The organism is Bacillus sp. FSL E2-0195, assembly GCF_038003645.1.
In the GTDB taxonomy this organism is placed as follows: domain Bacteria; phylum Bacillota; class Bacilli; order Bacillales; family Bacillaceae_G; genus Bacillus_A; species Bacillus_A mycoides.
This window is the reverse complement of record NZ_JBBOPN010000001.1, coordinates 252,501-277,500: the sequence shown is the minus strand read 5'-3', so window position 1 is coordinate 277,500 and position 25,000 is coordinate 252,501. Positions and strand designations below refer to the sequence as shown.

Genomic DNA, 25,000 nt, shown 5'->3' with positions numbered 1-25,000 from the left:
AATACCCTTGAATGTAACTCCCCAAAATAAACTAAATACGAATAACCTATAAAAGTCACTGTAGGTTATTCGTATTTAGATGTCATTAATATACATATGACATTTTAAATTTATCCCCTCATTACATTATGCACACCATAATAGAAAGAAAGAATTAAATATTATTCCTTTGAAGGTATCGAGCAGCTACCATCTGCACAATAATCATCTGTTGTACTATTTATTGAAAGATCTTGAAGTTCAGACTTAGGGTTCTCTTCTTCCCACACCTGTTGAAGTGCACCAACAAAGGTTTCAAGTGGTTGTGCACCTGAAATAGCATACTTTTGATTAACAATAAAATAAGGTACCCCTGTAATTTTATATTGTTGAGCAATTGATTCATCAATCCTAACCTCATTGGCATAAGCATTTTTATTATGAATAACATTTAAAGCCTCTTCCCTATCTAGACCGGAAGCTTCAGCAATATTAGCTAGTGTTTCCACATCACTTAAGTTTCTCGATTCAGTGAAATATGCAAAAAGTAGATTTTCTGTAATCTCCTTTTCCTTCCCCTGATCCTTTGCGAATTTCGCCAAACGATGTGCATCAAAAGTATTTGTTGGCTTCATCTCTTCAAAATTGAAACTCAAACCCATACTAGCTGCATGATTGCCTAGTTGTATATTATTACGATCAGCTTCTTCAACACTAATTCCATACTTCGATGCAAGCACTTCATTAATACTCGTTCCAGAGTAGATCGGAGCATTTTGATCTAATTCAAAACTTTTAAACTCAACTTCAACATCTTTCTTATGTGGAAATTGCTCTAAAGCCATTTCTAATCTACGCTTCCCAATATAGCAAAACGGGCATACAAAATCAGACCAAACTTCAATTTTCATATGAACACCTCATTAACATTTATTTTTCAATCATTGTAGCACTGACGTTACGGAATTCAAAAATTTATGCCTCAAGAAGTTACGACTACTAATCAAAGAAGATTTCATACCCACATATACACTTCAATTGTAAATGAGCCCCTTGTTCAACATGCCTATATCTCACTACATATTTAGCCATACTATAGCTGTTCTCATAATAATTGAAAGCACCTGTATCATTTTCATAGATTATGTACTACTTCCCTATACTTAATAACAAAAAACATCCCTCAAAACGCTACTATTATAATAATAAAAAATTAAACAAGCCCGTCTATATAAAATGCAATTATATAGACGGGCTTGTTTAATAGATTGAGCAAACTGCAAACTCAAAGGAAGCAATTACACAAATCTATATTATTGAAATGATGAACGGATTTATTTTCAAAAGTATATTAATGAAGAAGATTTAGATGTCCAATCATGAAAAAGAAGTATTTACCGGCAGAAACACCTCTAATGTTTATTAGTTAAGGGATACTGTATACAGGATTTTAAGGGGAAATAGCTATATAATTCATAAACCATTAAATCATTTAGAGTATAGAAGCTTCAATTATGCGCCAAGTTTTTTAGAAATTAATTATAAAAGAAGAGAGGTTTCCCTCTTATATTGAAAATATGACCAATAATGATCCTATTACGAAATACATCTAGTTTAATGAGCGCTTAATAAAAATAGCGAAAATACTTCGCCTTTATCATGATTTCATAAATATTTTTCCATCTGGTATGATTTAGCAATATTTCCACCCTTGTTTCTAACGAAACAAATATACAAAAAAACACAAGTCAAAAGACTTGTGTTTTAGCTTGCTTGGCGACGTCCTACTCTCACAGGGACAAGGTCCCAACTACCATCGGCGCTAGAGAGCTTAACTTCCGTGTTCGGTATGGGAACGGGTGTGACCTCTCTGCCATCATCACCAAACTGATGAAGGTATATTCCTTCAAAACTAGATAACATTGCTTCATATTATATGGTTAAGTCCTCGATCTATTAGTATTCGTCAGCTCCACATGTCACCATGCTTCCACCTCGAACCTATCAACCTGATCATCTTTCAGGGATCTTACTAGCTTACGCTATGGGAAATCTCATCTTGAGGGGGGCTTCATGCTTAGATGCTTTCAGCACTTATCCCTTCCGCACATAGCTACCCAGCTATGCCCTTGGCAGAACAACTGGTACACCAGCGGTGCGTCCATCCCGGTCCTCTCGTACTAAGGACAGCTCCTCTCAAATTTCCTGCGCCCACGACGGATAGGGACCGAACTGTCTCACGACGTTCTGAACCCAGCTCGCGTACCGCTTTAATGGGCGAACAGCCCAACCCTTGGGACCGACTACAGCCCCAGGATGCGATGAGCCGACATCGAGGTGCCAAACCTCCCCGTCGATGTGGACTCTTGGGGGAGATAAGCCTGTTATCCCCGGGGTAGCTTTTATCCGTTGAGCGATGGCCCTTCCATGCGGAACCACCGGATCACTAAGCCCGACTTTCGTCCCTGCTCGACTTGTAGGTCTCGCAGTCAAGCTCCCTTATGCCTTTGCACTCTACGAATGATTTCCAACCATTCTGAGGGAACCTTTGGGCGCCTCCGTTACACTTTAGGAGGCGACCGCCCCAGTCAAACTGCCCACCTGACACTGTCTCCCGGGTCGATAAGACCCGTAGGTTAGAATTTCAATACAGTCAGGGCGGTATCCCACCAGCGCCTCCACCGAAGCTAGCGCTCCGGTTTCAATGGCTCCCGCCTATCCTGTACAAACTGTACCAAAATTCAATATCAGGCTACAGTAAAGCTCCACGGGGTCTTTCCGTCCTGTCGCGGGTAACCTGCATCTTCACAGGTACTATAATTTCACCGAGTCTCTGGTTGAGACAGTGCCCAAATCGTTACACCTTTCGTGCGGGTCGGAACTTACCCGACAAGGAATTTCGCTACCTTAGGACCGTTATAGTTACGGCCGCCGTTTACTGGGGCTTCAGTTCAGAGCTTCGCTTACGCTAACCCCTCTCCTTAACCTTCCAGCACCGGGCAGGTGTCAGCCCCTATACTTCGCCTTACGGCTTCGCAGAGACCTGTGTTTTTGCTAAACAGTCGCTTGGGCCTATTCACTGCGGCTTTCCGTTAAGAAAGCACCCCTTCTCCCGAAGTTACGGGGTCATTTTGCCGAGTTCCTTAACCAGAGTTCTCTCGCACACCTTAGGATTCTCTCCTCGCCTACCTGTGTCGGTTTGCGGTACAGGCACCTTTTATCTCGCTAGAAGCTTTTCTTGGCAGCGGGGAATCAAAGACTTCGCTCCATAAGGAGCTTCCCCATCACAGCTCAGCCTTCACGATAAGCGGATTTGCCTACTTATCAGCCTAACTGCTTGGACGTGCACAACCAATCGCACGCTTCTTCTATCCTTCTGCGTCCCTCCATTGCTCAAACGATAAAGAGGTGGTACAGGAATATCAACCTGTTGTCCATCGCCTACGCCTGTCGGCCTCGGCTTAGGTCCTGACTAACCCTGAGCGGACGAGCCTTCCTCAGGAAACCTTAGGCATTCGGTGGACGGGATTCTCACCCGTCTTTCGCTACTCATACCGGCATTCTCACTTCTAAGCGCTCCACCAGTCCTTCCGGTCTGACTTCACTGCACTTAGAACGCTCCCCTACCACTGATACCATTGGTATCAATTCGCAGCTTCGGTGGTGTATTTAGCCCCGGTACATTTTCGGCGCAGAGTCACTCGACTAGTGAGCTATTACGCACTCTTTAAATGGTGGCTGCTTCTGAGCCAACATCCTAGTTGTCTAAGCAACTCCACATCCTTTTCCACTTAATACACACTTTGGGACCTTAGCTGGCGATCTGGGCTGTTTCCCTCTTGACTACGGATCTTATCACTCGCAGTCTGACTCCTAAGGATAAGTCATTGGCATTCGGAGTTTGACTGAATTCGGTAATCCGATGAGGACCCCTAGTTCAATCAGTGCTCTACCTCCAAGACTCTTACACTTAAGGCTAGCCCTAAAGCTATTTCGGGGAGAACCAGCTATCTCCAGGTTCGATTGGAATTTCTCCGCTACCCACACCTCATCCCCGCACTTTTCAACGTGCGTGGGTTCGGGCCTCCATTCAGTGTTACCTGAACTTCACCCTGGACATGGGTAGATCACCTGGTTTCGGGTCTACGACCACGTACTAAACGCCCTATTCAGACTCGCTTTCGCTGCGGCTCCGCCTCTTCAGCTTAACCTCGCACGGGATCGTAACTCGCCGGTTCATTCTACAAAAGGCACGCCATCACCCATTAACGGGCTCTGACTATTTGTAGGCACACGGTTTCAGGATCTCTTTCACTCCCCTTCCGGGGTGCTTTTCACCTTTCCCTCACGGTACTGGTTCACTATCGATCACTAGGGAGTATTTAGCCTTGGGAGATGGTCCTCCCAGATTCCGACGGAATTTCACGTGTTCCGCCGTACTCAGGATACATTCAAGAGAGAACGAAGTTTCGACTACGGGGTTATTACCCTCTGTGACGGACCTTTCCAGGTCGCTTCGTCTACCTCGTTCCTTTGTAACTCCGTATAGAATGTCCTACAACCCCAAGAGGCAAGCCTCTTGGTTTGGGCTAGATTCCGTTTCGCTCGCCGCTACTCAGGAAATCGCATTTGCTTTCTCTTCCTCCAGGTACTTAGATGTTTCAGTTCCCTGGGTCTGTCTTCCATACCCTATGTATTCAGGTAAGGATACCATACCATTACGTATAGTGGGTTTCCCCATTCGGAAATCTTCGGATCAAAGCTTACTTACAGCTCCCCGAAGCATATCGGCGTTAGTCCCGTCCTTCATCGACTCCTAGTGTCAAGGCATCCACCGTGCGCCCTTTCTAACTTAACCAAACTAAAATTAAAAAAATATGAGCTACACTGTTATCTAGTTTTCAAAGAACATACATTTAAACTTGAGAGATAGTTCTCTCAAAACTGAACGAAACAAAACAAGTCAACGTTTATTGATGAACTGCGTTCATCAATTCTCCATAGAAAGGAGGTGATCCAGCCGCACCTTCCGATACGGCTACCTTGTTACGACTTCACCCCAATCATCTGTCCCACCTTAGGCGGCTGGCTCCATAAAGGTTACCCCACCGACTTCGGGTGTTACAAACTCTCGTGGTGTGACGGGCGGTGTGTACAAGGCCCGGGAACGTATTCACCGCGGCATGCTGATCCGCGATTACTAGCGATTCCAGCTTCATGTAGGCGAGTTGCAGCCTACAATCCGAACTGAGAACGGTTTTATGAGATTAGCTCCACCTCGCGGTCTTGCAGCTCTTTGTACCGTCCATTGTAGCACGTGTGTAGCCCAGGTCATAAGGGGCATGATGATTTGACGTCATCCCCACCTTCCTCCGGTTTGTCACCGGCAGTCACCTTAGAGTGCCCAACTTAATGATGGCAACTAAGATCAAGGGTTGCGCTCGTTGCGGGACTTAACCCAACATCTCACGACACGAGCTGACGACAACCATGCACCACCTGTCACTCTGCTCCCGAAGGAGAAGCTCTATCTCTAGAGTTTTCAGAGGATGTCAAGACCTGGTAAGGTTCTTCGCGTTGCTTCGAATTAAACCACATGCTCCACCGCTTGTGCGGGCCCCCGTCAATTCCTTTGAGTTTCAGCCTTGCGGCCGTACTCCCCAGGCGGAGTGCTTAATGCGTTAACTTCAGCACTAAAGGGCGGAAACCCTCTAACACTTAGCACTCATCGTTTACGGCGTGGACTACCAGGGTATCTAATCCTGTTTGCTCCCCACGCTTTCGCGCCTCAGTGTCAGTTACAGACCAGAAAGTCGCCTTCGCCACTGGTGTTCCTCCATATCTCTACGCATTTCACCGCTACACATGGAATTCCACTTTCCTCTTCTGCACTCAAGTCTCCCAGTTTCCAATGACCCTCCACGGTTGAGCCGTGGGCTTTCACATCAGACTTAAGAAACCACCTGCGCGCGCTTTACGCCCAATAATTCCGGATAACGCTTGCCACCTACGTATTACCGCGGCTGCTGGCACGTAGTTAGCCGTGGCTTTCTGGTTAGGTACCGTCAAGGTGCCAGCTTATTCAACTAGCACTTGTTCTTCCCTAACAACAGAGTTTTACGACCCGAAAGCCTTCATCACTCACGCGGCGTTGCTCCGTCAGACTTTCGTCCATTGCGGAAGATTCCCTACTGCTGCCTCCCGTAGGAGTCTGGGCCGTGTCTCAGTCCCAGTGTGGCCGATCACCCTCTCAGGTCGGCTACGCATCGTCGCCTTGGTGAGCCGTTACCTCACCAACTAGCTAATGCGACGCGGGTCCATCCATAAGTGACAGCCGAAGCCGCCTTTCAATTTCGAACTATGCAGTTCAAAATATTATCCGGTATTAGCCCCGGTTTCCCGGAGTTATCCCAGTCTTATGGGTAGGTTACCCACGTGTTACTCACCCGTCCGCCGCTAACTTCATAAGAGCAAGCTCTTAATCCATTCGCTCGACTTGCATGTATTAGGCACGCCGCCAGCGTTCATCCTGAGCCAGGATCAAACTCTCCAATAAAGTTAGTTTGTCTAGCATCTAAAAATAAAAATTGACGTTCACGTTGTTTGTTTCGTTCAGTTTTCAAAGAACTTGTTTGCCGCTCATTTGCGACTCCCTTATGTTAACATTTTCATATTTCAATGTCAACCAAGTTTTTTTATTTCTTTTGTCGCTTTCTGCGTTGTTGCTATCGGCGACTTGTTCTATATTACACCTCTAAACTCTAATCGTCAATATGTTTTTCTAAAAAAATATAAAAAGGCTTATCCCTTTTAAAATAAGCCTTTTTATCCTATAACATTCTATTCATTTATTATTTTTCTATAATTGGTAATGAAACGATGAACTGAACGATCCCGTCCTCATACTCAGCTCGAATACTACCACCTTGCAACTCAACAATACTTTTCGCAATAGCTAATCCGAGCCCCGAACCTTCTGTTACTCTACTTCTAGATTGATCTTTCTTATAAAACCGTTCAAACAAGTTCCCTAACTCTTCTCTCGTAAACTCTTCACTATGATTCGCAATAACAATTTGTATATTCCTGCGCTGCCTTTGAAGAGAAACTTTTATCTCTCCGTCATCTTTACTATACTTAATTGCATTCATTAGTAAGTTGTCGAATACACGGACCATCTTTTCCGAATCAATCATCGCATATGCACGTTCCTCAGGAAACTTCTTAACAAACATAAGGCCATGCTCTTCCGCTTGTGGTACTAACTCTTCTATTAATTGATCAAGTAACTCATTTACACACACTTCCTGTTTTTCTAATACAACTTGTTCATTCGTTAACTTCGTATACTCAAATAAATCTTCTATTAAATTCTTTAACTGCTCCGACTTTGCAAAAGCAATTCTCGTATACTCATCATGTTGTTCTTTATTTTCATATTTAGAATCTCGAAGTAATCGCAAGTAACCCATTATAGAAGTCAGTGGTGTACGTAAATCGTGTGATACATTCGTAATAAGCTCATTCTTTTGCTTCTCTAATTTACGTTCCTTTTCTATATTATTCATAAGCTCTTCCGCCATATTATTAATATTCTCAGTTAAAGACGCAATCTCATCTTCACCTTTTTTCTCAATACGGTACGCTAAGTTTCCTTTTTCTATTTCCTTGACACCTTGTGCCATCGCTTCAATTTGCTTCATCTTTCTCTTTGTTATATAGAAGAAAGAGAAAATAAATACAAGTACACCTATGAAAAACGGAAACGGTCCTTCTTGCGTATCATATATTACTTCACCTTCTGGAATCCCACTAACAAACATGTATAAATTCTTATCTTCTATTGTAATAGGTGCAAAAGCTATAAATTCTTTTCTCGTACTTTCAAATTCTTTTCTACCATTCATATAATTAATCGCAAACGATGATGCATTACGAATTGTATTATGCAAATCAATTTGCTCTTCTTGCGCCTGCTTCGTTTTATATAAAACTTTACCGCTCTCGTCAGTGACCAATACTTTTAAAGCTCTAGAGTTTTGTTCTAAATTTTGATTCTCTATTTCAATCATAGTTGATATAGCTTCTAATTTATTTTCATGAACTGAACTACTTGCCACACTTTGAGCTTGTTGATTAATTTGTTCCATACCAACCCGATAATCGATCGTCGCCTCTCGATTCGCATTCTCAAAAAACGGTGCTGCTGCCTTCGCTGACAAAATCCCTAACAACGCACAAGCAGTAAACGCAGTAATAAGTTGAATTCGTATACTCCGTTTCACACTCTTCACTATCTTTCCAATTAATTCTCGAATTTTCCTAACATAAGTAAATGGATTAAATATCTTTTTCAATCTTATACCCCACTCCCCATACTGTTTTTATATATATTGGCTTCCTTGGATTCTCCTCAATCTTTTCACGCACTTTCCGAATATGAACCATTACCGTGTTATCCGACTGGAAAGATCTTTCGTTCCAAACCTTTTCATAAATTTGTTCCGCACTAAAGACCATCCCCGGATTACGGACTAGTAATTCTAAAATTGAAAATTCCCTCGGGGTCAGTTTCACTTCTTCTCCATCCACAATGACTGTATGAGTGGAGATGTTTATTTTCATCTCTCCAATTTCTAACTCGTCCTCATTTTGAATAGCAAAGCCATTCATTTTCATATAACGACGTAGCTGCGATTTAATTCTTGCGATTAACTCTAACGGGTTAAACGGTTTTGCTACATAATCATCTGCACCTGTTGTTAATCCTAAAATTTTATCCATATCTTGCGTTTTTGCCGAAAGCATAATAATCGGCATTTCCTTCGCTTCCCTTACTTTCATACACATATGAATACCATCTACTTTCGGCATCATAATATCTAATACGACTAAGTGCACTTCATTTTCTTCTAATATACGTAACCCTTCTTCTCCGTCCCCTGCTTGCAGTACTTTATATCCTTCGTTCTTTAAATAAATTGTAATAAGGTTCCTAATTTCTTTTTCATCATCTACGACAAGTATCGTTTCCCCGGCCATACTATCTCCCCCATCACTTTTTTAATCCCTAACTTCTATTATAAGAAAACTTCTGAAGAAAAACGCTCGGAAATCCTTAAGATTTTCTGAAGACGCAAAAAAGGTCTAGACTCCCCTCAAGTCTAGACCTTTCAAAAAACCCCTTTTATTTACGAACGTAGATGAAATATAGTACGAATAAAACTCCCATAACATACATAATTGGATGAATCTCTTTACGACGACCACTCACAACCATTGTAATTGGATAGAAGATAAACCCGATTGCAATTCCTGTTGCGATACTATACGTAAGTGGCATTGAAATGATAGTAAAGAACGCTGGCACTGCAATCTCAAATTTCTTCCAATCAATTTCTCCTAAAGATGAAACCATCAAGATTCCTACAATAATTAATGCTGGCGCTGTTACAGCTGGTGTCACAACACTTAATAGCGGCGAGAAGAATAGTGCCAGTAAGAAGAACCCTGCTGTTACAACCGCTGTAAATCCAGAACGTCCTCCTGCTGCTACTCCCGCAGACGATTCAATGTAAGACGTTGTTGTTGATGTACCTAAAATCGCACCAATTACAGTTGCAATCGCATCTGCAAATAACGCTTTACCTGCACGTGGTAATTTATTGTTCTTCATTAATCCCGCTTGATTCGCAACCGCTACAAGCGTACCTGCTGTATCAAAGAAATCGATAAAGAAGAACGTTATAATAACAATCGCCATTTCAACAGTGAAAATGTCTCCAAAGTGAGTTAATGCTACCCCGAACGTTGGTTCTAGACTCGGTATTGCTCCCACTACAGCTTTTGGTGTATCAATTAATCCAGTCGCTACTCCTAAGATCGCCGTAAGGATCATACCGTAGAAAACTGCACCATTTATTTTTTTAATCATGAAAATGATTGTAGTAACAACTCCGAAGATTGCTAGTAACGTTGTGCCCTTTGTTAAGTCCCCCAACCCAACAAGAACAGCATCATTCTTTACGATAATTCCAGCGTTTTGGAATCCAAGGAAGGCAATGAATAATCCAATACCCGCCGCTACTGCAAACTTTAACTCTACTGGAATTGCATTAATGATTTTTTCACGAATACCTGAAGCAGTAAGAATAATAAAGATAATACCTGACATTAATGTTCCAGCAATTGCCGTTTGCCACGGAATTCCCATCGTTAACACCGCTGTATAAGCAAAGAACGCGTTTATTCCCATACCTGGCGCTAAAGCAATCGGATACTTCGCAAATATCCCCATAATTAACGAACCAATCGCCGCTGCTAATGCTGTAGCAACGAATACTGCACCTGGATCCATTCCTGTACCTGCCGGTAATCCTTTAACATTTCCAAGCGACAGCGTAGCAGGATTGACAAATAGTACGTAAGCCATAGATAGAAATGTCGTTAAACCTGCTATGAACTCTGTTTTATAATTTGTGCCGAGTTCATCAAACTGAAAATAGCGTTTCATCTTACGTTTCCCCCGTTATATGATTACTCGCCGTATTTCCCCTAGCCCTCTTTTATCTATAAAAATAAAAAAGGCTTCCATTGCATATACATGGAAGCGTTCTATGAATAAAGACAAGTTTCCCCTCATCTTTATCAAAACGCCTCGTAGTCAAGCCATTTACGGTAGCTAGGTAGAAACTTTCGGGCCATATCCCCGATATTATACGACGGCATAATATTCACTTTTCGTTTGAATTACATACTCATATTAACTCGATGAGGTGGTTTTGTCAATTTAAAAACGAACATTTTTATAAATTTTTATATTTTCGTTCGTATTAAGGGTGAAAACAAAAAGATCCATCTATACATGAACGATAGATGGATCTTTTTTATTACAATACTATTCCCACTCAATAGTTGCTGGTGGCTTACTTGTTATATCATACACGATACGGTTAACGTGTTTTACTTCGTTTACGATACGTACAGAGATTTTCTCTAATACGTCCCAAGGGATACGTGCCCAGTCAGCTGTCATACCATCGATAGATGTTACTGCACGGATACCTACTGTGTAATCGTAAGTACGCTCGTCACCCATAACACCTACGCTACGCATACCAGGAAGCGCAGTGAAGTATTGCCAAACTTCGCGGTCTAATCCTGCTTTTATAATTTCTTCACGTAAAATTGCATCAGATTCACGAACGATTTCTAATTTCTCTTCTGTAATTTCACCTAATACACGAATACCAAGACCAGGGCCTGGGAATGGTTGACGCCATACGATTTCATCAGGAATTCCTAGTTCTGATCCTAATACACGTACTTCGTCTTTAAATAAAGTATTTAAAGGCTCAATTAATTTGAACTGCATGTCTTCTGGAAGTCCACCAACGTTATGGTGAGATTTAATTGTTTGTGCAGTTGCTGTACCACTTTCAACGATATCCGTGTAAAGTGTACCTTGCGCTAGGAAGTCCATTCCTTGTAATTTAGAAGCTTCATCATCAAATACGTAAATGAATTCATTACCAATGATTTTACGTTTTTGCTCTGGATCTTCTACACCTTTTAACTTGTTCATGAAGCGCTCTTGTGCATCCACTTTAATAACGTTCATATGGAAGCCTTCGCTAAATGTTTTCATAACACCTTCTGCTTCATCTTTACGAAGTAAACCGTGGTCCACGAAAATACATGTTAATTGGTCACCAATCGCTTTATGAATTAATACTGCTACAACAGAAGAGTCTACACCGCCACTAAGTGCGCATAATACTTTTTTGTCTCCAACAGTTTCACGGATCTTCTCTAATTCTACTTCTATAAAGTTCTCCATGTTCCATCCTTCAGAACAACCACATACGCCGAATACGAAGTTTTTAATTAAATCGTTACCGTGCTCAGAGTGACGTACTTCTGGGTGGAATTGTACACCGTATAAGTTTTCCGCTTCATTGCTCATACCAGCAATTGGACAAGACTCACTTGTTGCATCTACTACGAATCCTTCAGGTAAACCAGTTACTAAGTCACCATGGCTCATCCATACAACTTGCTCTTCTGGAAGGTTCGCATATAATTTTGATTCGTTCTCTACTTTAAGAACAGCTTTTCCATACTCACGGTGGTTGGCACGTTCTACTTTACCACCAAAGTGTTGTGTCATAAGCTGCATACCGTAACAAATACCGAAAATCGGTAATCCTAGTTCAAAGATTTTTTCATCACAATGTAATGCACCTTCACCGTATACACTATTTGGTCCACCAGAGAAGATAATCCCTTTTGGATTCATTGCTTTAATTTCTTCTGCAGTAATTGTATGTGGATGAAGTTCACTGTATACACCGAACTCACGAATTCGACGTGCTATTAACTGATTGTACTGACTCCCAAAATCTAAAACGATAATTGTATCATGCTGCTTCTTCAAAATAATCACCCCAACGTTAGTTCTCGTATATAAATATTTTCACCAATTTGGCGAAAAGCATTACTAATATAATAAAAAAAGCCAGTCCTCCGCCTCTAGTCTCATGACAAAGAAAAGGCAGGGGTCTGGCTTTATAAAGAAAGATAGTCTTCCGCTCTTTATAAATATAAGACGCACTGCCTTCATAGTCAGGTTGTTTACGGTAACCCGGTAGAGACTCTCAAACCATATCATCGAGGATATATGAAGGATTGTTTTATATTATCTTCCTAGATTCTAACAATGAAGTATCAGTATGGTCAAGAGAGAAAGCGACAAAATTCTACAGAAATTATTTTCCTGCGCTCAAAAACATAAAAAAACATCCACTTCTATATAGAAGTGGATGTTTTTCGGGAGAACGGAATTACATCATTCCGCCCATACCGCCCATGCCCATGCCGCCCATGTCAGGCATTGCTGGTGCATTTGGTTCTGGCTTGTCAGCAACTACAGCTTCAGTCGTTAAGAACATAGCTGCAACAGATGCTGCGTTTTGAAGTGCAGAACGAGTTACTTTAGCTGGATCTACGATACCAGACTCAAGCATGTTAACCCATTCGCCAGTAGCTGCGTTGAAACCAACGCCTACTTTTTCGCCTTTTAGACGCTCTACAACTACAGATCCTTCTAGACCAGCGTTGATTGCGATTTGACGAACTGGCTCTTCTAGTGCACGAAGTACGATGTTGATACCTGTTGCTTCGTCGCCTTCAGCTACGATAGAAGCTACTTTTGTGTATACGTTCATAAGTGAAGTACCACCACCTGCAACAATACCTTCTTCTACTGCTGCACGAGTTGAGTTAAGTGCATCTTCAATGCGAAGTTTGCGCTCTTTTAACTCAGTTTCAGTTGCTGCACCTACTTTAATTACTGCTACACCGCCCGCAAGTTTAGCAAGACGCTCTTGTAATTTTTCACGATCGAATTCAGAAGTAGTTTCTTCTAATTGCGCGCGGATTTGACCGATGCGAGCTTCGATTTGTTGTGAATTTCCAATACCTTCAACTACAGTTGTGTTTTCTTTCGTTACAACAATTTTACCAGCACGTCCTAAAGATTCAACTGTAGCAGATTTTAAGTCACGTCCTAATTCTTCAGTGATTACTTCGCCACCAGTTAAGATTGCGATATCTTCTAGCATTGCTTTACGACGGTCACCAAATCCAGGAGCTTTAACAGCAACTACATTGAATGTACCACGAAGTTTGTTCACTACTAATGTAGCTAAAGCTTCGCCTTCTACATCTTCAGCAATGATAAGAAGTGGTTTACCTTGTTGTACCACTTGCTCTAATACTGGTAAGATTTCTTGGATGTTAGAAATCTTTTTGTCAGTAATTAAAATGTATGGGTTATCAAGAACTGCTTCCATTTTGTCAGAATCAGTAATCATGTAAGGAGATGCATATCCACGATCAAATTGCATACCTTCTACTACGTCTAATTCTGTTGTGAATCCTTTAGATTCTTCTAAAGTAATAACGCCGTCGTTACCAACGCGCTCCATTGCTTCAGCGATTAATTGACCTACTTCTTCGTCAGCCGAAGAAATAGCAGCTACTTGTGCGATAGAAGATTTACCTTCGATTGGTTTAGAAATCGCTTTTAATTCTTCAATTGCAGCAGTAACAGCTTTTTCGATACCTTTACGAAGACCCATTGGGTTTGCACCAGCTGTTACGTTTTTAAGACCTTCACGAATCATAGCTTGCGCTAATACAGTTGCAGTTGTCGTTCCGTCACCAGCTACATCGTTTGTTTTGCTAGCAACTTCTGCTACTAATTTCGCACCCATGTTTTCGAATGCATCTTCTAATTCGATTTCTTTTGCGATTGTTACACCGTCATTTGTAATAAGTGGTGAACCAAATTTTTTCTCAAGTACAACGTTACGACCTTTTGGTCCAAGCGTTACTTTTACTGCGTTTGCAAGAGTGTCGACACCGCGAAGCATCGAACGACGTGCTTCTTCACTAAATTTAATATCTTTTGCCATAATAATTGACCCCCTTGGATTTTTAAAATGTATATAATTAACCGATAATTGCTAAAATGTCACTTTCACGTAAAATCAAGTAGTCTGTACCTTCGTATTTCACTTCAGTACCTGCATATTTTGAGAAGATGATAAGATCACCTGCTGCTACCTCTAAAGCAACACGCTCACCATTTTCAAGCACTCGGCCTGTACCTACTGCAATAACTTTACCCTCTTGTGGTTTTTCTTTTGCAGTTTCTGGTAATACAATACCACTTGCTGTTTTTTCTTCTGCTTGAACAAGTTCAATTACAACGCGATCACCTAATGGCTTTAGCATGAACAATAACCTCCTCATTTTGTTATGTAAATTTTATTTATTAGCACTCAAGTCACACGAGTGCTAACACACTTCTAATAATAAATAATCTCAATTTCTTTTGCAAGTAAAAAAATCATAATTTTTTCGCAAATTACTTTATGCACTTTCCTAGATATCATTACTTCTTCTACTGCCTTTACTATATGAATCGTTGTTCCCACTTCTTGTATGTTACAATATGAAAGACACCCTAAGTTGTTTTCGCTAAACGTACAACTTTTTCCTGTCTCCTATTTTATTTTCAAATACTTATTTACAAAAAAAATATAATTCAAATGAAAGTTTATATCGTAGGTAGCATATTTACATGTTATCCTACCTTATCTCATACACTAGCGTTAGAAAGGATGGTTAAACCATTTGAAAAAACAATATTGGTGGATTATCGTTACATACATTTTAATGCAGTTATCAGGCATTGCCGGGTTACCGCTTCTCCTGAAAACTGGACTATACGATAATAGGGGATTTACTAGAGAGGAAAAACTTCAACTCATAACTGGTCATTGGGCTATCATTAGCTTTTTCATTGCATTATGCGTTGTACTTTGGTTACTCAGAACAGACATTCGTGACAGGCATTTAGATAAAATGCGCTCTACTGTTCCAGCTACAATTGGGTGGATTTTTATTGGTTTCTTCTTAGCGCTGTTCTCACAAAGCATTGCCGGTATGATCGAAATGCGTTTATTAGGGATTACACCGGGATCTGAAAATACAGCAAGACTTATGGACATCGCAAGAACGACACCTTGGTTCCTTATTGTCATATCTATAATAGGACCTATTTTGGAAGAAATCGTATTTAGAAAAATTTTATTCGGTACACTTTATAAGAAGTTTAACTTCTTTATTGCCGCTATTATTAGTTCACTTGTATTCGCGGCGATTCATTTTGATTTTACTCACTTATTGGTATACACTTCTATGGGGCTCGTATTCGCCTTTTTATACGTAAAAACGAAACGAATTATAGTTCCTATTGCAGCTCATGTTGCAATGAATACATTAGTTGCAGTTGCTCAAGTTGTAGTAAGCAATGAGCAAATTCAAGAAATGATTAAAGAAGCTGAAAAAATGCAAGGCTTTATCGGAGGATTTTTAGTATGAGAAACTCACCATTGTTCATGGCTGCATTGTACTTTCTTCTTGGATGTATCTTTACACGCTTCGCCATTACGAACGTAACAGATACAATCTGGAATATGTGGACAATACTATTTGCAGTTATGGCAACAATTGATTTTAATTTGGCACTTCGCCTTATCTTAGTTAAATTCACAAAGAAAAAACAATAATAAAACGCAGAGGTCATCTCCTCTGCGTTTTATTGTGGATAATTCTTCAAAAAGTAAACAAGAGTTTGTAACTCTACAGCTAAATCAATGTGATGAATCCTTATATTCTCTGACACATTTAAGCGTGCTGGTGTGAAATTTAAAATACCATGCACGTTCGTTTCTGCCAATCTATCTGCCACAGATTGCGCTACTGTAGCGGGTACCGTTAATATTGCCACTTGTATATCAGTTGATAAACGTTCTTCTAGTTCATCCAAATGATATACAGGAATGCCTCCGATTTCTGTTCCAACTTTCTCTTCACTAACATCAAACGCCATTTCAATTTTTGTATTATTGTTTTTCGTGAAATTATAATGTAAGAAAGCGGTCCCTAAATTACCTACTCCAATAAGTGCCACGCGTGTTATATCATCTTGGTCGAGTGTTTCACGGAAAAATGATAATAAATAATTTACGTTATATCCATATCCTTTTTTCCCTAACGCTCCAAAATATGAAAAATCTCTTCGAATAGTTGCGGAATCAACCTTTACCGCTTCACTCAATTCGGCTGATGAAACACGTTGCTTACCAGAAAGAGATAAGTTTTGGATAAATCGATAGTATAGAGGCAATCGTTTGGCAGTGGCCTGTGGAATTTTTTGCTGATCCATATAACCTCTCCTCTCTTCCTATCTTTATTCTTATACTTGAATCAAATACAGAAGTTTAGTACTCATGAATTTCCTTGTATAATAAAGAGAAGAAGTATTCTCTCTTTATTTTAAACTATACACTATTTTTAGTATGATTGAGAAATATAAACATGGCAAAGTTAAGAAATTATTTGAGGTGAAAACATTGATATTATTACAAGTGAATGGGCTTTCGAAATTATACGGTGCAGAAACGATTCTTGCAAACATAAAATTGGAAGTACAAACAAAAGATCGTATCGCATTAGTCGGACGAAATGGAGCTGGAAAATCTACATTATTAAAAATAATAGCTGGCGAGTTATCTCATGATGGTGGTGAAATTATAAAACCGAAAGATGTCTCAATGGGGTATTTAGCTCAAAATACCGGATTAGAAACGTCTTTAACAATTTGGGATGAAATGTTAACCGTCTTTACACACTTGCAGCAGATGGAGACAAAACTTCGAAGGCTAGAGCAAGAGATGGGAAAAGAAGAAAACTTTTCAAATGCGGCTATATATGAGAAATTATTAGCTGATTATGACCAATTACAATTAGATTATAAAGATCAAGGCGGCTATCAGTACGAAGCGGATATACGCTCAATTTTAAGCGGTCTTGGCTTCCCAGTTGAAACGCATCAGACGAAAATTTCCACATTAAGTGGTGGACAAAAGACTCGATTAGCTCTTGGGAAATTATTATTAACTAGACCAGACTTACTTATTTTAGACGAACCTACAAACCATTTGGACATCGAGACACTAACATGGCTTGAACAATATTTACAAGGCTATCCTGGCGCGATTTTAATCGTTTCCCATGACCGTTATTTCTTAGATAAACTCGTTACACAAGTATACGAAATTTCTAATAAGGAAAGCCGACGATTTGTTGGTAACTACAGTAAATATTTAGACTCAAAATCAGCTCTATACGAGCAAGAAATGAAGCGTTATGAAAAACAACAAGATGAAATTTCTAAACTGGAAGACTTTGTACAAAAAAATATAGCTCGTGCATCTACGACAAAACGCGCTCAAAGTCGCCGTAAACAATTAGACAGAATGGAAGTATTAACTAGACCATTAGGCGATTCTAAATCAGCTTCCTTCCACTTCGATATTGAAAAACAAAGTGGAAATGATGTTTTACAAGTGAAAGATGCAACTATTGGCTATTATCAGGAACCGATTATTGAACATGTAAATATGCGCTTAACTCGCGGTGACAGTGTTGCCTTAGTTGGGCCAAACGGAATTGGAAAATCTACATTATTAAAATCCATTGTGAATAAGTTACAGCTATTACATGGAAACGTTGCTTTCGGGTCAAACGTATCTGTTGGTTATTATGATCAAGAACAAGCCAACTTAACATCTTCGAAGCGAGTTTTAAATGAATTATGGGATGAATATCCATTGCAGCCCGAAAAAGAAATTCGCACTATACTAGGCAACTTTTTATTCACAGGGGATGATGTACTCAAACCAGTATCTTCTCTTAGTGGTGGACAAAAGGCTCGACTAGCTCTTGCAAAACTTATGATGCAAAAATCCAATTTATTAATTCTCGATGAGCCAACAAACCATCTTGATTTAAATAGTAAAGAGATTTTGGAGAATGCTTTAATTGATTACCCAGGTACTCTTCTATTCGTCTCTCATGACCGCTACTTTATTAATCGCGTAACGACAACCGTTGTTGAGTTATCAACAGAAGGTGCACAAGAATATTTAGGTGATTACGATTATTACGTTGAAAAGAAAAATGAAATGATTGAACGTGCGGAACTAGAGCAAGAAGATGAAGTACCTGTTCAAAAAGTGGTGGCACAAGAAAAATTAAATTATCTCGAAGAAAAAGAACGTAAACAGTTAGAGCGTCAACGTACTCGAAAAATTGAAGAACTGGAACAAAATATCGTAGGCTTAGAAGAAGAAATTGCTACGTTAGAAGACCAACTTTGCTTACCAGAAATATATGCAGATTATGAAAAGGCTAGTGAAATTACAACTAAAAAACAAACACTGCAAGAACAGCTTGAAGCTTGTATGGCAGAATGGGAAGAACTGCATATATAAGAGAATTTAAAAGAGGAGGATGTCTCATAAGTCGGGCTTTTTGACGAGATGACCTCCTTTTTATTTTCTGTTTTGGAATCAATACCATAATAAATGAAATTATACAAACCATTCGACAAGGATTGACAATAGTAGCACCTTATATAATAAGAGGAGGATGTTTCAAAATGTTTTTTGGACATCTCTTTGTTTTTTATTTCCCAAAAAAGAATTTCTTCAAAGGTCAGACTTCCTCTATGTTATCCACAAGGTTATACACATATCCACCTTTATAATATAAACTTTCAAATAACTTTTCCACATTATCCACAACTAGATAAAAAGTTATACACATTTTATGTACACAAAAAAACCCAAATTATCAACAGATAATTCGGGTTTTATCCACAAGCTGTGGTTAATTTTGTGTATAACTATGCTTCAATATCTAATCCTGGATTTGCATTTAAAGCTAATGTAGCGCGTTTTCCTTGTTCGTATGCAATTGTACCTGCAGCCGCAATCATCGCTGCATTATCTGTGCATAAAGATAGAGGAGGAATAATTAGCTCTATATTTTCTTTTTGTGCAAATTCTGCTGCTAAACGTGCACGAAGCCCTTTATTAGCAGCTACTCCACCAGCAAGAAGCACTTGTTTTACATTATAAGCATCTGCTGCACGAGACGCTTTCGTTACAAGTACATCTATTACACTTTCTTGGAAACTTGCTGCTAAATCTTCTGGTGCAATTTCTATACCGCGCTGTTTTGCGTTATGCACAGTGTTGATAACTGCTGATTTCAATCCACTAAAGCTGAAATCATACGAATCAGGTTCTAGCCACGCACGAGGCAAATCAATTGTTGGTTTTCCTTCATGCGCAAGGCGATCAATATGAGGACCACCTGGATAAGGCATTGATAATGTACGAGCTACTTTATCGTAAGCTTCTCCTGCCGCATCATCTCGCGTTTCACCAATCACTTCAAATGAACCATGTTCTTTCATATAAACAAGCTCCGTATGTCCACCGGATACAACAAGCGATAGTAACGGGAATTGTACTTCTTTTACTAAACGATTCGCATAAATATGACCAGCAATATGATGAACACCAACTAGAGGGATATCATGAGCAAAAGCCACAGCTTTCGCTGCATTTACACCTATTAAAAGTGCTCCGACTAAACCTGGTCCTTCTGTTACAGCAATTGCATCAATATCCTCAAAAGTGATATTCGCTTCTTTTAAAGCTTCTTCTAACACAACTGTGATTTCTTCTACATGATGACGGGATGCAATCTCTGGTACAACTCCGCCAAAACGCTTATGACTTTCAATTTGCGATGCAACGACATTCGCAATGATTTCCGTTCCATTTTTAACAACTGCTACAGCTGTTTCATCACAGCTTGTTTCAATACCAAGTATAATAGTATTTTTTTTCATTATATATTCACCCACATTACAAGACCATCTTCCTGATTGTCTGCATAGTATCGTTTACGAATCCCACCATTTTGAAATCCGTATTTTCTGTATAACTGCTTTGCTACTTCATTTGACATGCGTACTTCAAGTGTCATTGTTTTTACTCCTAAACCTTTCGCTTCGGAAATGACTTCTTTTAATAAGGCATCCCCTAGCTTTTGACCTCTGTATTCCGGCAGGATAGCTATATTTGTTACATGTGATTCATCAATAATTATCCACAATCCACAATATCCAATTACGAGACCATCTTTTTCTAGCACGACATAATGTGCATGTTCATTCACCTCTAATTCACGGTGAAAGGCATCTGCAGTCCAAGGGGTTGAAAAAGATGCTTCTTCAATAGCTACAATTTGAGCAATATCATCGAGTACCATCTTTCTAAATATCATATCCATCTTCTGTAGGCCCCTATTGTTTTTGACTTTCTAACCATTTTGTTTCAGCTTCAGCTAAACGAAGATAGCTAGGAACAAACGTATGCACGTCTTGTTCTTCTTTTTGTAATCCTAAAAATGCTAATTCACTTGGTCTTGGGTTATTCTTAGTGAACGGAGCAAATACAGCTTGATCACCTAAATATTCTACAATTGTTTCTTTATGCAATTTAACATCGTTACCAATAAATAAAACAGGCTGTTCTTTATCTTTTAACATTTGCAACCAGTCAACAATAAGAATAATTCGGTCTTCTTCTATTGAAGTTATACGCTCTCCTTCATATGTATATAACCCCGTGTAAATTTGACCACGTCGGCCATCAAATAAAGGACAAATTAGTCCATTAAAATTAGTACCATTTGCAGCCACCACTTCCAAACTTGATACACCTACAATTGGTATTTGAAGTGACCAAGCTAATGTTTTTGCCGCTGTCACACCTATACGAACACCTGTATATGATCCCGGTCCAGCTGCTACAACAATTTTAGTCAATTCTTTCGGTTTTACACCGCATTCTTTTAACAGTTTCTCTACAGCTGGCATAAGACGTACAGAATGGTTTTTTGTTAAATTTGTAATGATTTCCCCAATCACGTTCCCTTCCTCAATAAGGGATACACCCATTACGTAATTTGAAGTATCAATTGCTAGTACTTTCATCTTGTAATAGCTCCTCACATAATCTAATATAGCGATCTCCAATTGGCTCGAGTACAATTTTTCTTGTATCATCTCCAGCATGGAATAAACTAATTTGCAACTTCTCATTCGGTAAATATGCTTCTATTAAATGAGCCCATTCTACTACTGTAATCCCTTCACCATAGAAATACTCATCAAATCCTAAATCTTCTTCACTTTCCGCTAAACGATACACATCCATATGATATAGCGGTAATCTTCCTTTATATTCTTTAATAATATTGAAGGTAGGACTATTTACGACTCTTTTCACTCCAAGACCTTTTGCTAGTCCTTTTGTAAAAGTCGTCTTGCCAGCTCCAAGATCACCTTCTAAAATAATTACATCTTTTTCCTTTACAAGTCTCCCTAATTTTTCTGATAATCGCTGGGTTTCTTCGGAAGATTTTGTTGTTATTTCATATTTACTCACAGACTTCACCTACTTTACTCACAATGTTCTCTGCTCTTTATTATACAGGTTTTAAATATATAAAAAAGTCCTTAGGAGTTTTCCTAAGGATAGTTTGACTGTCTTTATTAGTTTTTTGTTAAAACAAATAAAAAAATACGAAACAACTTGTTTCGTTCTTTTCTTTATATAAAATGGCGGTCCCGACCGGGGTCGAACCGGCGATCTCCTGCGTGACAGGCAGGCATGTTAACCACTACACCACGGGACCATTTGGTTGCGGGGACAGGATTTGAACCTGCGACCTTCGGGTTATGAGCCCGACGAGCTACCGTACTGCTCCACCCCGCGATGATATAAATAGCCTGGCAACGTCCTACTCTCACAGGGACAAGGTCCCAACTACCATCGGCGCTAGAGAGCTTAACTTCCGTGTTCGGTATGGGAACGGGTGTGACCTCTCTGCCATCATTACCAGACTATATTCATTTAAGACAAGAATCATCATAACTCATTCGACATTTAAAGTCAATAAGTTTTTTATATTCTCTCAAAACTAGATAACATTAGCTTCATATTATATGGTTAAGTCCTCGATCTATTAGTATTCGTCAGCTCCACATGTCACCATGCTTCCACCTCGAACCTATCAACCTGATCATCTTTCAGGGATCTTACTAGCTTACGCTATGGGAAATCTCATCTTGAGGGGGGCTTCATGCTTAGATGCTTTCAGCACTTATCCCTTCCGCACATAGCTACCCAGCTATGCCCTTGGCAGAACAACTGGTACACCAGCGGTGCGTCCATCCCGGTCCTCTCGTACTAAGGACAGCTCCTCTCAAATTTCCTGCGCCCACGACGGATAGGGACCGAACTGTCTCACGACGTTCTGAACCCAGCTCGCGTACCGCTTTAATGGGCGAACAGCCCAACCCTTGGGACCGACTACAGCCCCAGGATGCGATGAGCCGACATCGAGGTGCCAAACCTCCCCGTCGATGTGGACTCTTGGGGGAGATAAGCCTGTTATCCCCGGGGTAGCTTTTATCCGTTGAGCGATGGCCCTTCCATGCGGAACCACCGGATCACTAAGCCCGACTTTCGTCCCTGCTCGACTTGTAGGTCTCGCAGTCAAGCTCCCTTATGCCTTTGCACTCTACGAATGATTTCCAACCATTCTGAGGGAACCTTTGGGCGCCTCCGTTACACTTTAGGAGGCGACCGCCCCAGTCAAACTGCCCACCTGACACTGTCTCCCGGGTCGATAAGACCCGTAGGTTAGAATTTCAATACAGTCAGGGCGGTATCCCACCAGCGCCTCCACCGAAGCTAGCGCTCCGGTTTCAATGGCTCCCGCCTATCCTGTACAAACTGTACCAAAATTCAATATCAGGCTACAGTAAAGCTCCACGGGGTCTTTCCGTCCTGTCGCGGGTAACCTGCATCTTCACAGGTACTATAATTTCACCGAGTCTCTGGTTGAGACAGTGCCCAAATCGTTACACCTTTCGTGCGGGTCGGAACTTACCCGACAAGGAATTTCGCTACCTTAGGACCGTTATAGTTACGGCCGCCGTTTACTGGGGCTTCAGTTCAGAGCTTCGCTTACGCTAACCCCTCTCCTTAACCTTCCAGCACCGGGCAGGTGTCAGCCCCTATACTTCGCCTTACGGCTTCGCAGAGACCTGTGTTTTTGCTAAACAGTCGCTTGGGCCTATTCACTGCGGCTTTCCGTTAAGAAAGCACCCCTTCTCCCGAAGTTACGGGGTCATTTTGCCGAGTTCCTTAACCAGAGTTCTCTCGCACACCTTAGGATTCTCTCCTCGCCTACCTGTGTCGGTTTGCGGTACAGGCACCTTTTATCTCGCTAGAAGCTTTTCTTGGCAGCGGGGAATCAAAGACTTCGCTCCATAAGGAGCTTCCCCATCACAGCTCAGCCTTCACGATAAGCGGATTTGCCTACTTATCAGCCTAACTGCTTGGACGTGCACAACCAATCGCACGCTTCTTCTATCCTTCTGCGTCCCTCCATTGCTCAAACGATAAAGAGGTGGTACAGGAATATCAACCTGTTGTCCATCGCCTACGCCTGTCGGCCTCGGCTTAGGTCCTGACTAACCCTGAGCGGACGAGCCTTCCTCAGGAAACCTTAGGCATTCGGTGGACGGGATTCTCACCCGTCTTTCGCTACTCATACCGGCATTCTCACTTCTAAGCGCTCCACCAGTCCTTCCGGTCTGACTTCACTGCACTTAGAACGCTCCCCTACCACTGATACCATTGGTATCAATTCGCAGCTTCGGTGGTGTATTTAGCCCCGGTACATTTTCGGCGCAGAGTCACTCGACTAGTGAGCTATTACGCACTCTTTAAATGGTGGCTGCTTCTGAGCCAACATCCTAGTTGTCTAAGCAACTCCACATCCTTTTCCACTTAATACACACTTTGGGACCTTAGCTGGCGATCTGGGCTGTTTCCCTCTTGACTACGGATCTTATCACTCGCAGTCTGACTCCTAAGGATAAGTCATTGGCATTCGGAGTTTGACTGAATTCGGTAATCCGATGAGGACCCCTAGTTCAATCAGTGCTCTACCTCCAAGACTCTTACACTTAAGGCTAGCCCTAAAGCTATTTCGGGGAGAACCAGCTATCTCCAGGTTCGATTGGAATTTCTCCGCTACCCACACCTCATCCCCGCACTTTTCAACGTGCGTGGGTTCGGGCCTCCATTCAGTGTTACCTGAACTTCACCCTGGACATGGGTAGATCACCTGGTTTCGGGTCTACGACCACGTACTAAACGCCCTATTCAGACTCGCTTTCGCTGCGGCTCCGCCTCTTCAGCTTAACCTCGCACGGGATCGTAACTCGCCGGTTCATTCTACAAAAGGCACGCCATCACCCATTAACGGGCTCTGACTATTTGTAGGCACACGGTTTCAGGATCTCTTTCACTCCCCTTCCGGGGTGCTTTTCACCTTTCCCTCACGGTACTGGTTCACTATCGATCACTAGGGAGTATTTAGCCTTGGGAGATGGTCCTCCCAGATTCCGACGGAATTTCACGTGTTCCGCCGTACTCAGGATACATTCAAG

15 protein-coding genes, 2 tRNA genes, 5 rRNA genes and 2 riboswitches (1 of these 24 running past the window's edge) are annotated in these 25,000 nt (G+C 41.0%); of the genes, 3 read left to right on the top strand and 19 right to left on the bottom strand.

Annotated features, from left to right (window positions below; all coding sequences use genetic code 11):
- Positions 1-161: 161 nt before the first annotated feature.
- The 10 genes from MHH59_RS01580 to groES all read right to left on the bottom strand — a co-directional run bounded on the left by MHH59_RS01580 (position 162) and on the right by groES (position 14,778).
- The gene (locus MHH59_RS01580; RefSeq protein ID WP_002016772.1) at positions 162-890 is read right to left on the bottom strand and encodes a DsbA family oxidoreductase; all 729 of its coding nucleotides are present in this window, start codon (positions 888-890) and stop codon (positions 162-164) included.
- Between the two features lie 860 nt (positions 891-1,750).
- Positions 1,751-1,866: ribosomal RNA gene (gene rrf, locus MHH59_RS01575) — 5S ribosomal RNA — on the bottom strand.
- 49 nt (positions 1,867-1,915) lie between these two features.
- A 23S ribosomal RNA gene (locus tag MHH59_RS01570) occupies positions 1,916-4,837 on the bottom strand.
- A gap of 146 nt (positions 4,838-4,983) precedes the next feature.
- A 16S ribosomal RNA gene (locus MHH59_RS01565) occupies positions 4,984-6,535 on the bottom strand.
- Together the 16S, 23S and 5S rRNA genes form the textbook arrangement of a ribosomal RNA operon.
- A gap of 295 nt (positions 6,536-6,830) precedes the next feature.
- Positions 6,831-8,336 carry a sensor histidine kinase gene (locus tag MHH59_RS01560; protein WP_016126477.1) on the bottom strand — a complete coding sequence of 502 codons (1,506 nt, stop codon included), beginning with the start codon at positions 8,334-8,336 and terminating at the stop codon, positions 6,831-6,833.
- Positions 8,320-9,021, bottom strand: a complete 702-nt coding sequence (locus MHH59_RS01555; RefSeq protein WP_002029454.1) for a response regulator transcription factor — start codon at positions 9,019-9,021, stop codon at positions 8,320-8,322. Before MHH59_RS01555 ends, MHH59_RS01560 begins: the two co-directional genes overlap by 17 nt.
- Before the next feature lie 145 nt (positions 9,022-9,166).
- On the bottom strand, positions 9,167-10,492 hold the full coding sequence (locus tag MHH59_RS01550; RefSeq protein ID WP_002091603.1) for an NCS2 family permease: 1,326 nt from the start codon (positions 10,490-10,492) through the stop codon (positions 9,167-9,169).
- Positions 10,493-10,619: 127 nt separating this feature from the next.
- Positions 10,620-10,721, bottom strand: a riboswitch (purine riboswitch).
- 155 nt (positions 10,722-10,876) lie between these two features.
- Entirely contained in the window at positions 10,877-12,415 is a 1,539-nt protein-coding gene (guaA, locus tag MHH59_RS01545) for a glutamine-hydrolyzing GMP synthase (protein WP_122974556.1), read from the bottom strand.
- A 165-nt stretch (positions 12,416-12,580) separates the two neighbouring features.
- Positions 12,581-12,682: riboswitch (purine riboswitch) on the bottom strand.
- Positions 12,683-12,821: 139 nt separating this feature from the next.
- Positions 12,822-14,456, bottom strand: coding sequence for a chaperonin GroEL (groL, locus tag MHH59_RS01540; protein ID WP_002029451.1), 1,635 nt, complete (start codon positions 14,454-14,456; stop codon positions 12,822-12,824).
- A gap of 37 nt (positions 14,457-14,493) precedes the next feature.
- Complete coding sequence (groES, locus tag MHH59_RS01535) at positions 14,494-14,778, bottom strand: co-chaperone GroES (RefSeq protein WP_002009985.1); 285 nt, start codon at positions 14,776-14,778, stop codon at positions 14,494-14,496.
- A 402-nt stretch (positions 14,779-15,180) separates the two neighbouring features.
- Here groES and MHH59_RS01530 point away from each other — a divergent pair, with 402 nt between their 5' ends.
- Both MHH59_RS01530 and MHH59_RS01525 read left to right on the top strand, forming a co-directional pair.
- On the top strand, positions 15,181-15,930 hold the full coding sequence (locus MHH59_RS01530; RefSeq protein WP_002009988.1) for a CPBP family intramembrane glutamic endopeptidase: 750 nt from the start codon (positions 15,181-15,183) through the stop codon (positions 15,928-15,930).
- Positions 15,927-16,118: a YdiK family protein gene (locus MHH59_RS01525; protein WP_001246201.1), complete on the top strand. Its 192-nt coding sequence runs from the start codon at positions 15,927-15,929 to the stop codon at positions 16,116-16,118. The genes MHH59_RS01530 and MHH59_RS01525 overlap by 4 nt, the downstream gene beginning before the upstream one ends.
- 29 nt (positions 16,119-16,147) lie before the next feature.
- Here the strand turns inward: MHH59_RS01525 and MHH59_RS01520 are convergent, their stop codons facing one another.
- On the bottom strand, positions 16,148-16,777 hold the full coding sequence (locus MHH59_RS01520; protein WP_000372704.1) for a redox-sensing transcriptional repressor Rex: 630 nt from the start codon (positions 16,775-16,777) through the stop codon (positions 16,148-16,150).
- A 187-nt stretch (positions 16,778-16,964) separates the two neighbouring features.
- On the opposite strand from MHH59_RS01520, the gene MHH59_RS01515 reads away from it, so the two are divergent.
- The gene (locus MHH59_RS01515) at positions 16,965-18,887 is read left to right on the top strand and encodes an ABC-F family ATP-binding cassette domain-containing protein (RefSeq protein ID WP_090835618.1); all 1,923 of its coding nucleotides are present in this window, start codon (positions 16,965-16,967) and stop codon (positions 18,885-18,887) included.
- Positions 18,888-19,300: 413 nt separating this feature from the next.
- On the opposite strand, the gene tsaD is transcribed toward MHH59_RS01515, so the two are convergent.
- The 8 genes from tsaD to MHH59_RS01475 form a co-directional block, all read right to left on the bottom strand.
- Positions 19,301-20,317 carry a tRNA (adenosine(37)-N6)-threonylcarbamoyltransferase complex transferase subunit TsaD gene (gene tsaD, locus MHH59_RS01510; protein ID WP_340850764.1) on the bottom strand — a complete coding sequence of 339 codons (1,017 nt, stop codon included), beginning with the start codon at positions 20,315-20,317 and terminating at the stop codon, positions 19,301-19,303.
- Entirely contained in the window at positions 20,317-20,760 is a 444-nt protein-coding gene (gene rimI / locus MHH59_RS01505) for a ribosomal protein S18-alanine N-acetyltransferase (protein ID WP_340850763.1), read from the bottom strand. The genes tsaD and rimI overlap by 1 nt, the downstream gene beginning before the upstream one ends.
- Before the next feature lie 13 nt (positions 20,761-20,773).
- Positions 20,774-21,466, bottom strand: coding sequence for a tRNA (adenosine(37)-N6)-threonylcarbamoyltransferase complex dimerization subunit type 1 TsaB (gene tsaB / locus MHH59_RS01500; protein ID WP_002124827.1), 693 nt, complete (start codon positions 21,464-21,466; stop codon positions 20,774-20,776).
- Positions 21,447-21,920, bottom strand: a complete 474-nt coding sequence (gene tsaE, locus MHH59_RS01495) for a tRNA (adenosine(37)-N6)-threonylcarbamoyltransferase complex ATPase subunit type 1 TsaE (RefSeq protein ID WP_002009995.1) — start codon at positions 21,918-21,920, stop codon at positions 21,447-21,449. The genes tsaB and tsaE overlap by 20 nt, the downstream gene beginning before the upstream one ends.
- Before the next feature lie 174 nt (positions 21,921-22,094).
- Positions 22,095-22,170, bottom strand: a tRNA-Asp gene (locus MHH59_RS01490).
- Positions 22,171-22,173: 3 nt separating this feature from the next.
- A tRNA-Met gene (locus MHH59_RS01485) sits at positions 22,174-22,250 on the bottom strand.
- Positions 22,251-22,262: 12 nt separating this feature from the next.
- Positions 22,263-22,378: ribosomal RNA gene (gene rrf / locus MHH59_RS01480) — 5S ribosomal RNA — on the bottom strand.
- A 102-nt stretch (positions 22,379-22,480) separates the two neighbouring features.
- Positions 22,481-25,000: ribosomal RNA gene (locus MHH59_RS01475) — 23S ribosomal RNA — on the bottom strand; it runs 402 nt beyond the window's last position.

Excerpts from the sequence above, each read along its gene's own strand:
- rimI (WP_340850763.1), bottom strand. The coding sequence starts at position 20,760 with ATGGATATGATATTTAGAAAGATGGTACTCGATGATATTGCTCAAATT.
- tsaD (WP_340850764.1), bottom strand. The coding sequence starts at position 20,317 with ATGAAAAAAAATACTATTATACTTGGTATTGAAACAAGCTGTGATGAA.
- MHH59_RS01520 (WP_000372704.1), bottom strand. The coding sequence starts at position 16,777 with ATGGATCAGCAAAAAATTCCACAGGCCACTGCCAAACGATTGCCTCTA.
- groES (WP_002009985.1), bottom strand. The coding sequence starts at position 14,778 with ATGCTAAAGCCATTAGGTGATCGCGTTGTAATTGAACTTGTTCAAGCA.
- MHH59_RS01550 (WP_002091603.1), bottom strand. The coding sequence starts at position 10,492 with ATGAAACGCTATTTTCAGTTTGATGAACTCGGCACAAATTATAAAACA.
- MHH59_RS01525 (WP_001246201.1), top strand. The coding sequence starts at position 15,927 with ATGAGAAACTCACCATTGTTCATGGCTGCATTGTACTTTCTTCTTGGA.
- groL (WP_002029451.1), bottom strand. The coding sequence starts at position 14,456 with ATGGCAAAAGATATTAAATTTAGTGAAGAAGCACGTCGTTCGATGCTT.
- MHH59_RS01555 (WP_002029454.1), bottom strand. The coding sequence starts at position 9,021 with ATGGCCGGGGAAACGATACTTGTCGTAGATGATGAAAAAGAAATTAGG.
- tsaB (WP_002124827.1), bottom strand. The coding sequence starts at position 21,466 with ATGAAAGTACTAGCAATTGATACTTCAAATTACGTAATGGGTGTATCC.
- MHH59_RS01580 (WP_002016772.1), bottom strand. The coding sequence starts at position 890 with ATGAAAATTGAAGTTTGGTCTGATTTTGTATGCCCGTTTTGCTATATT.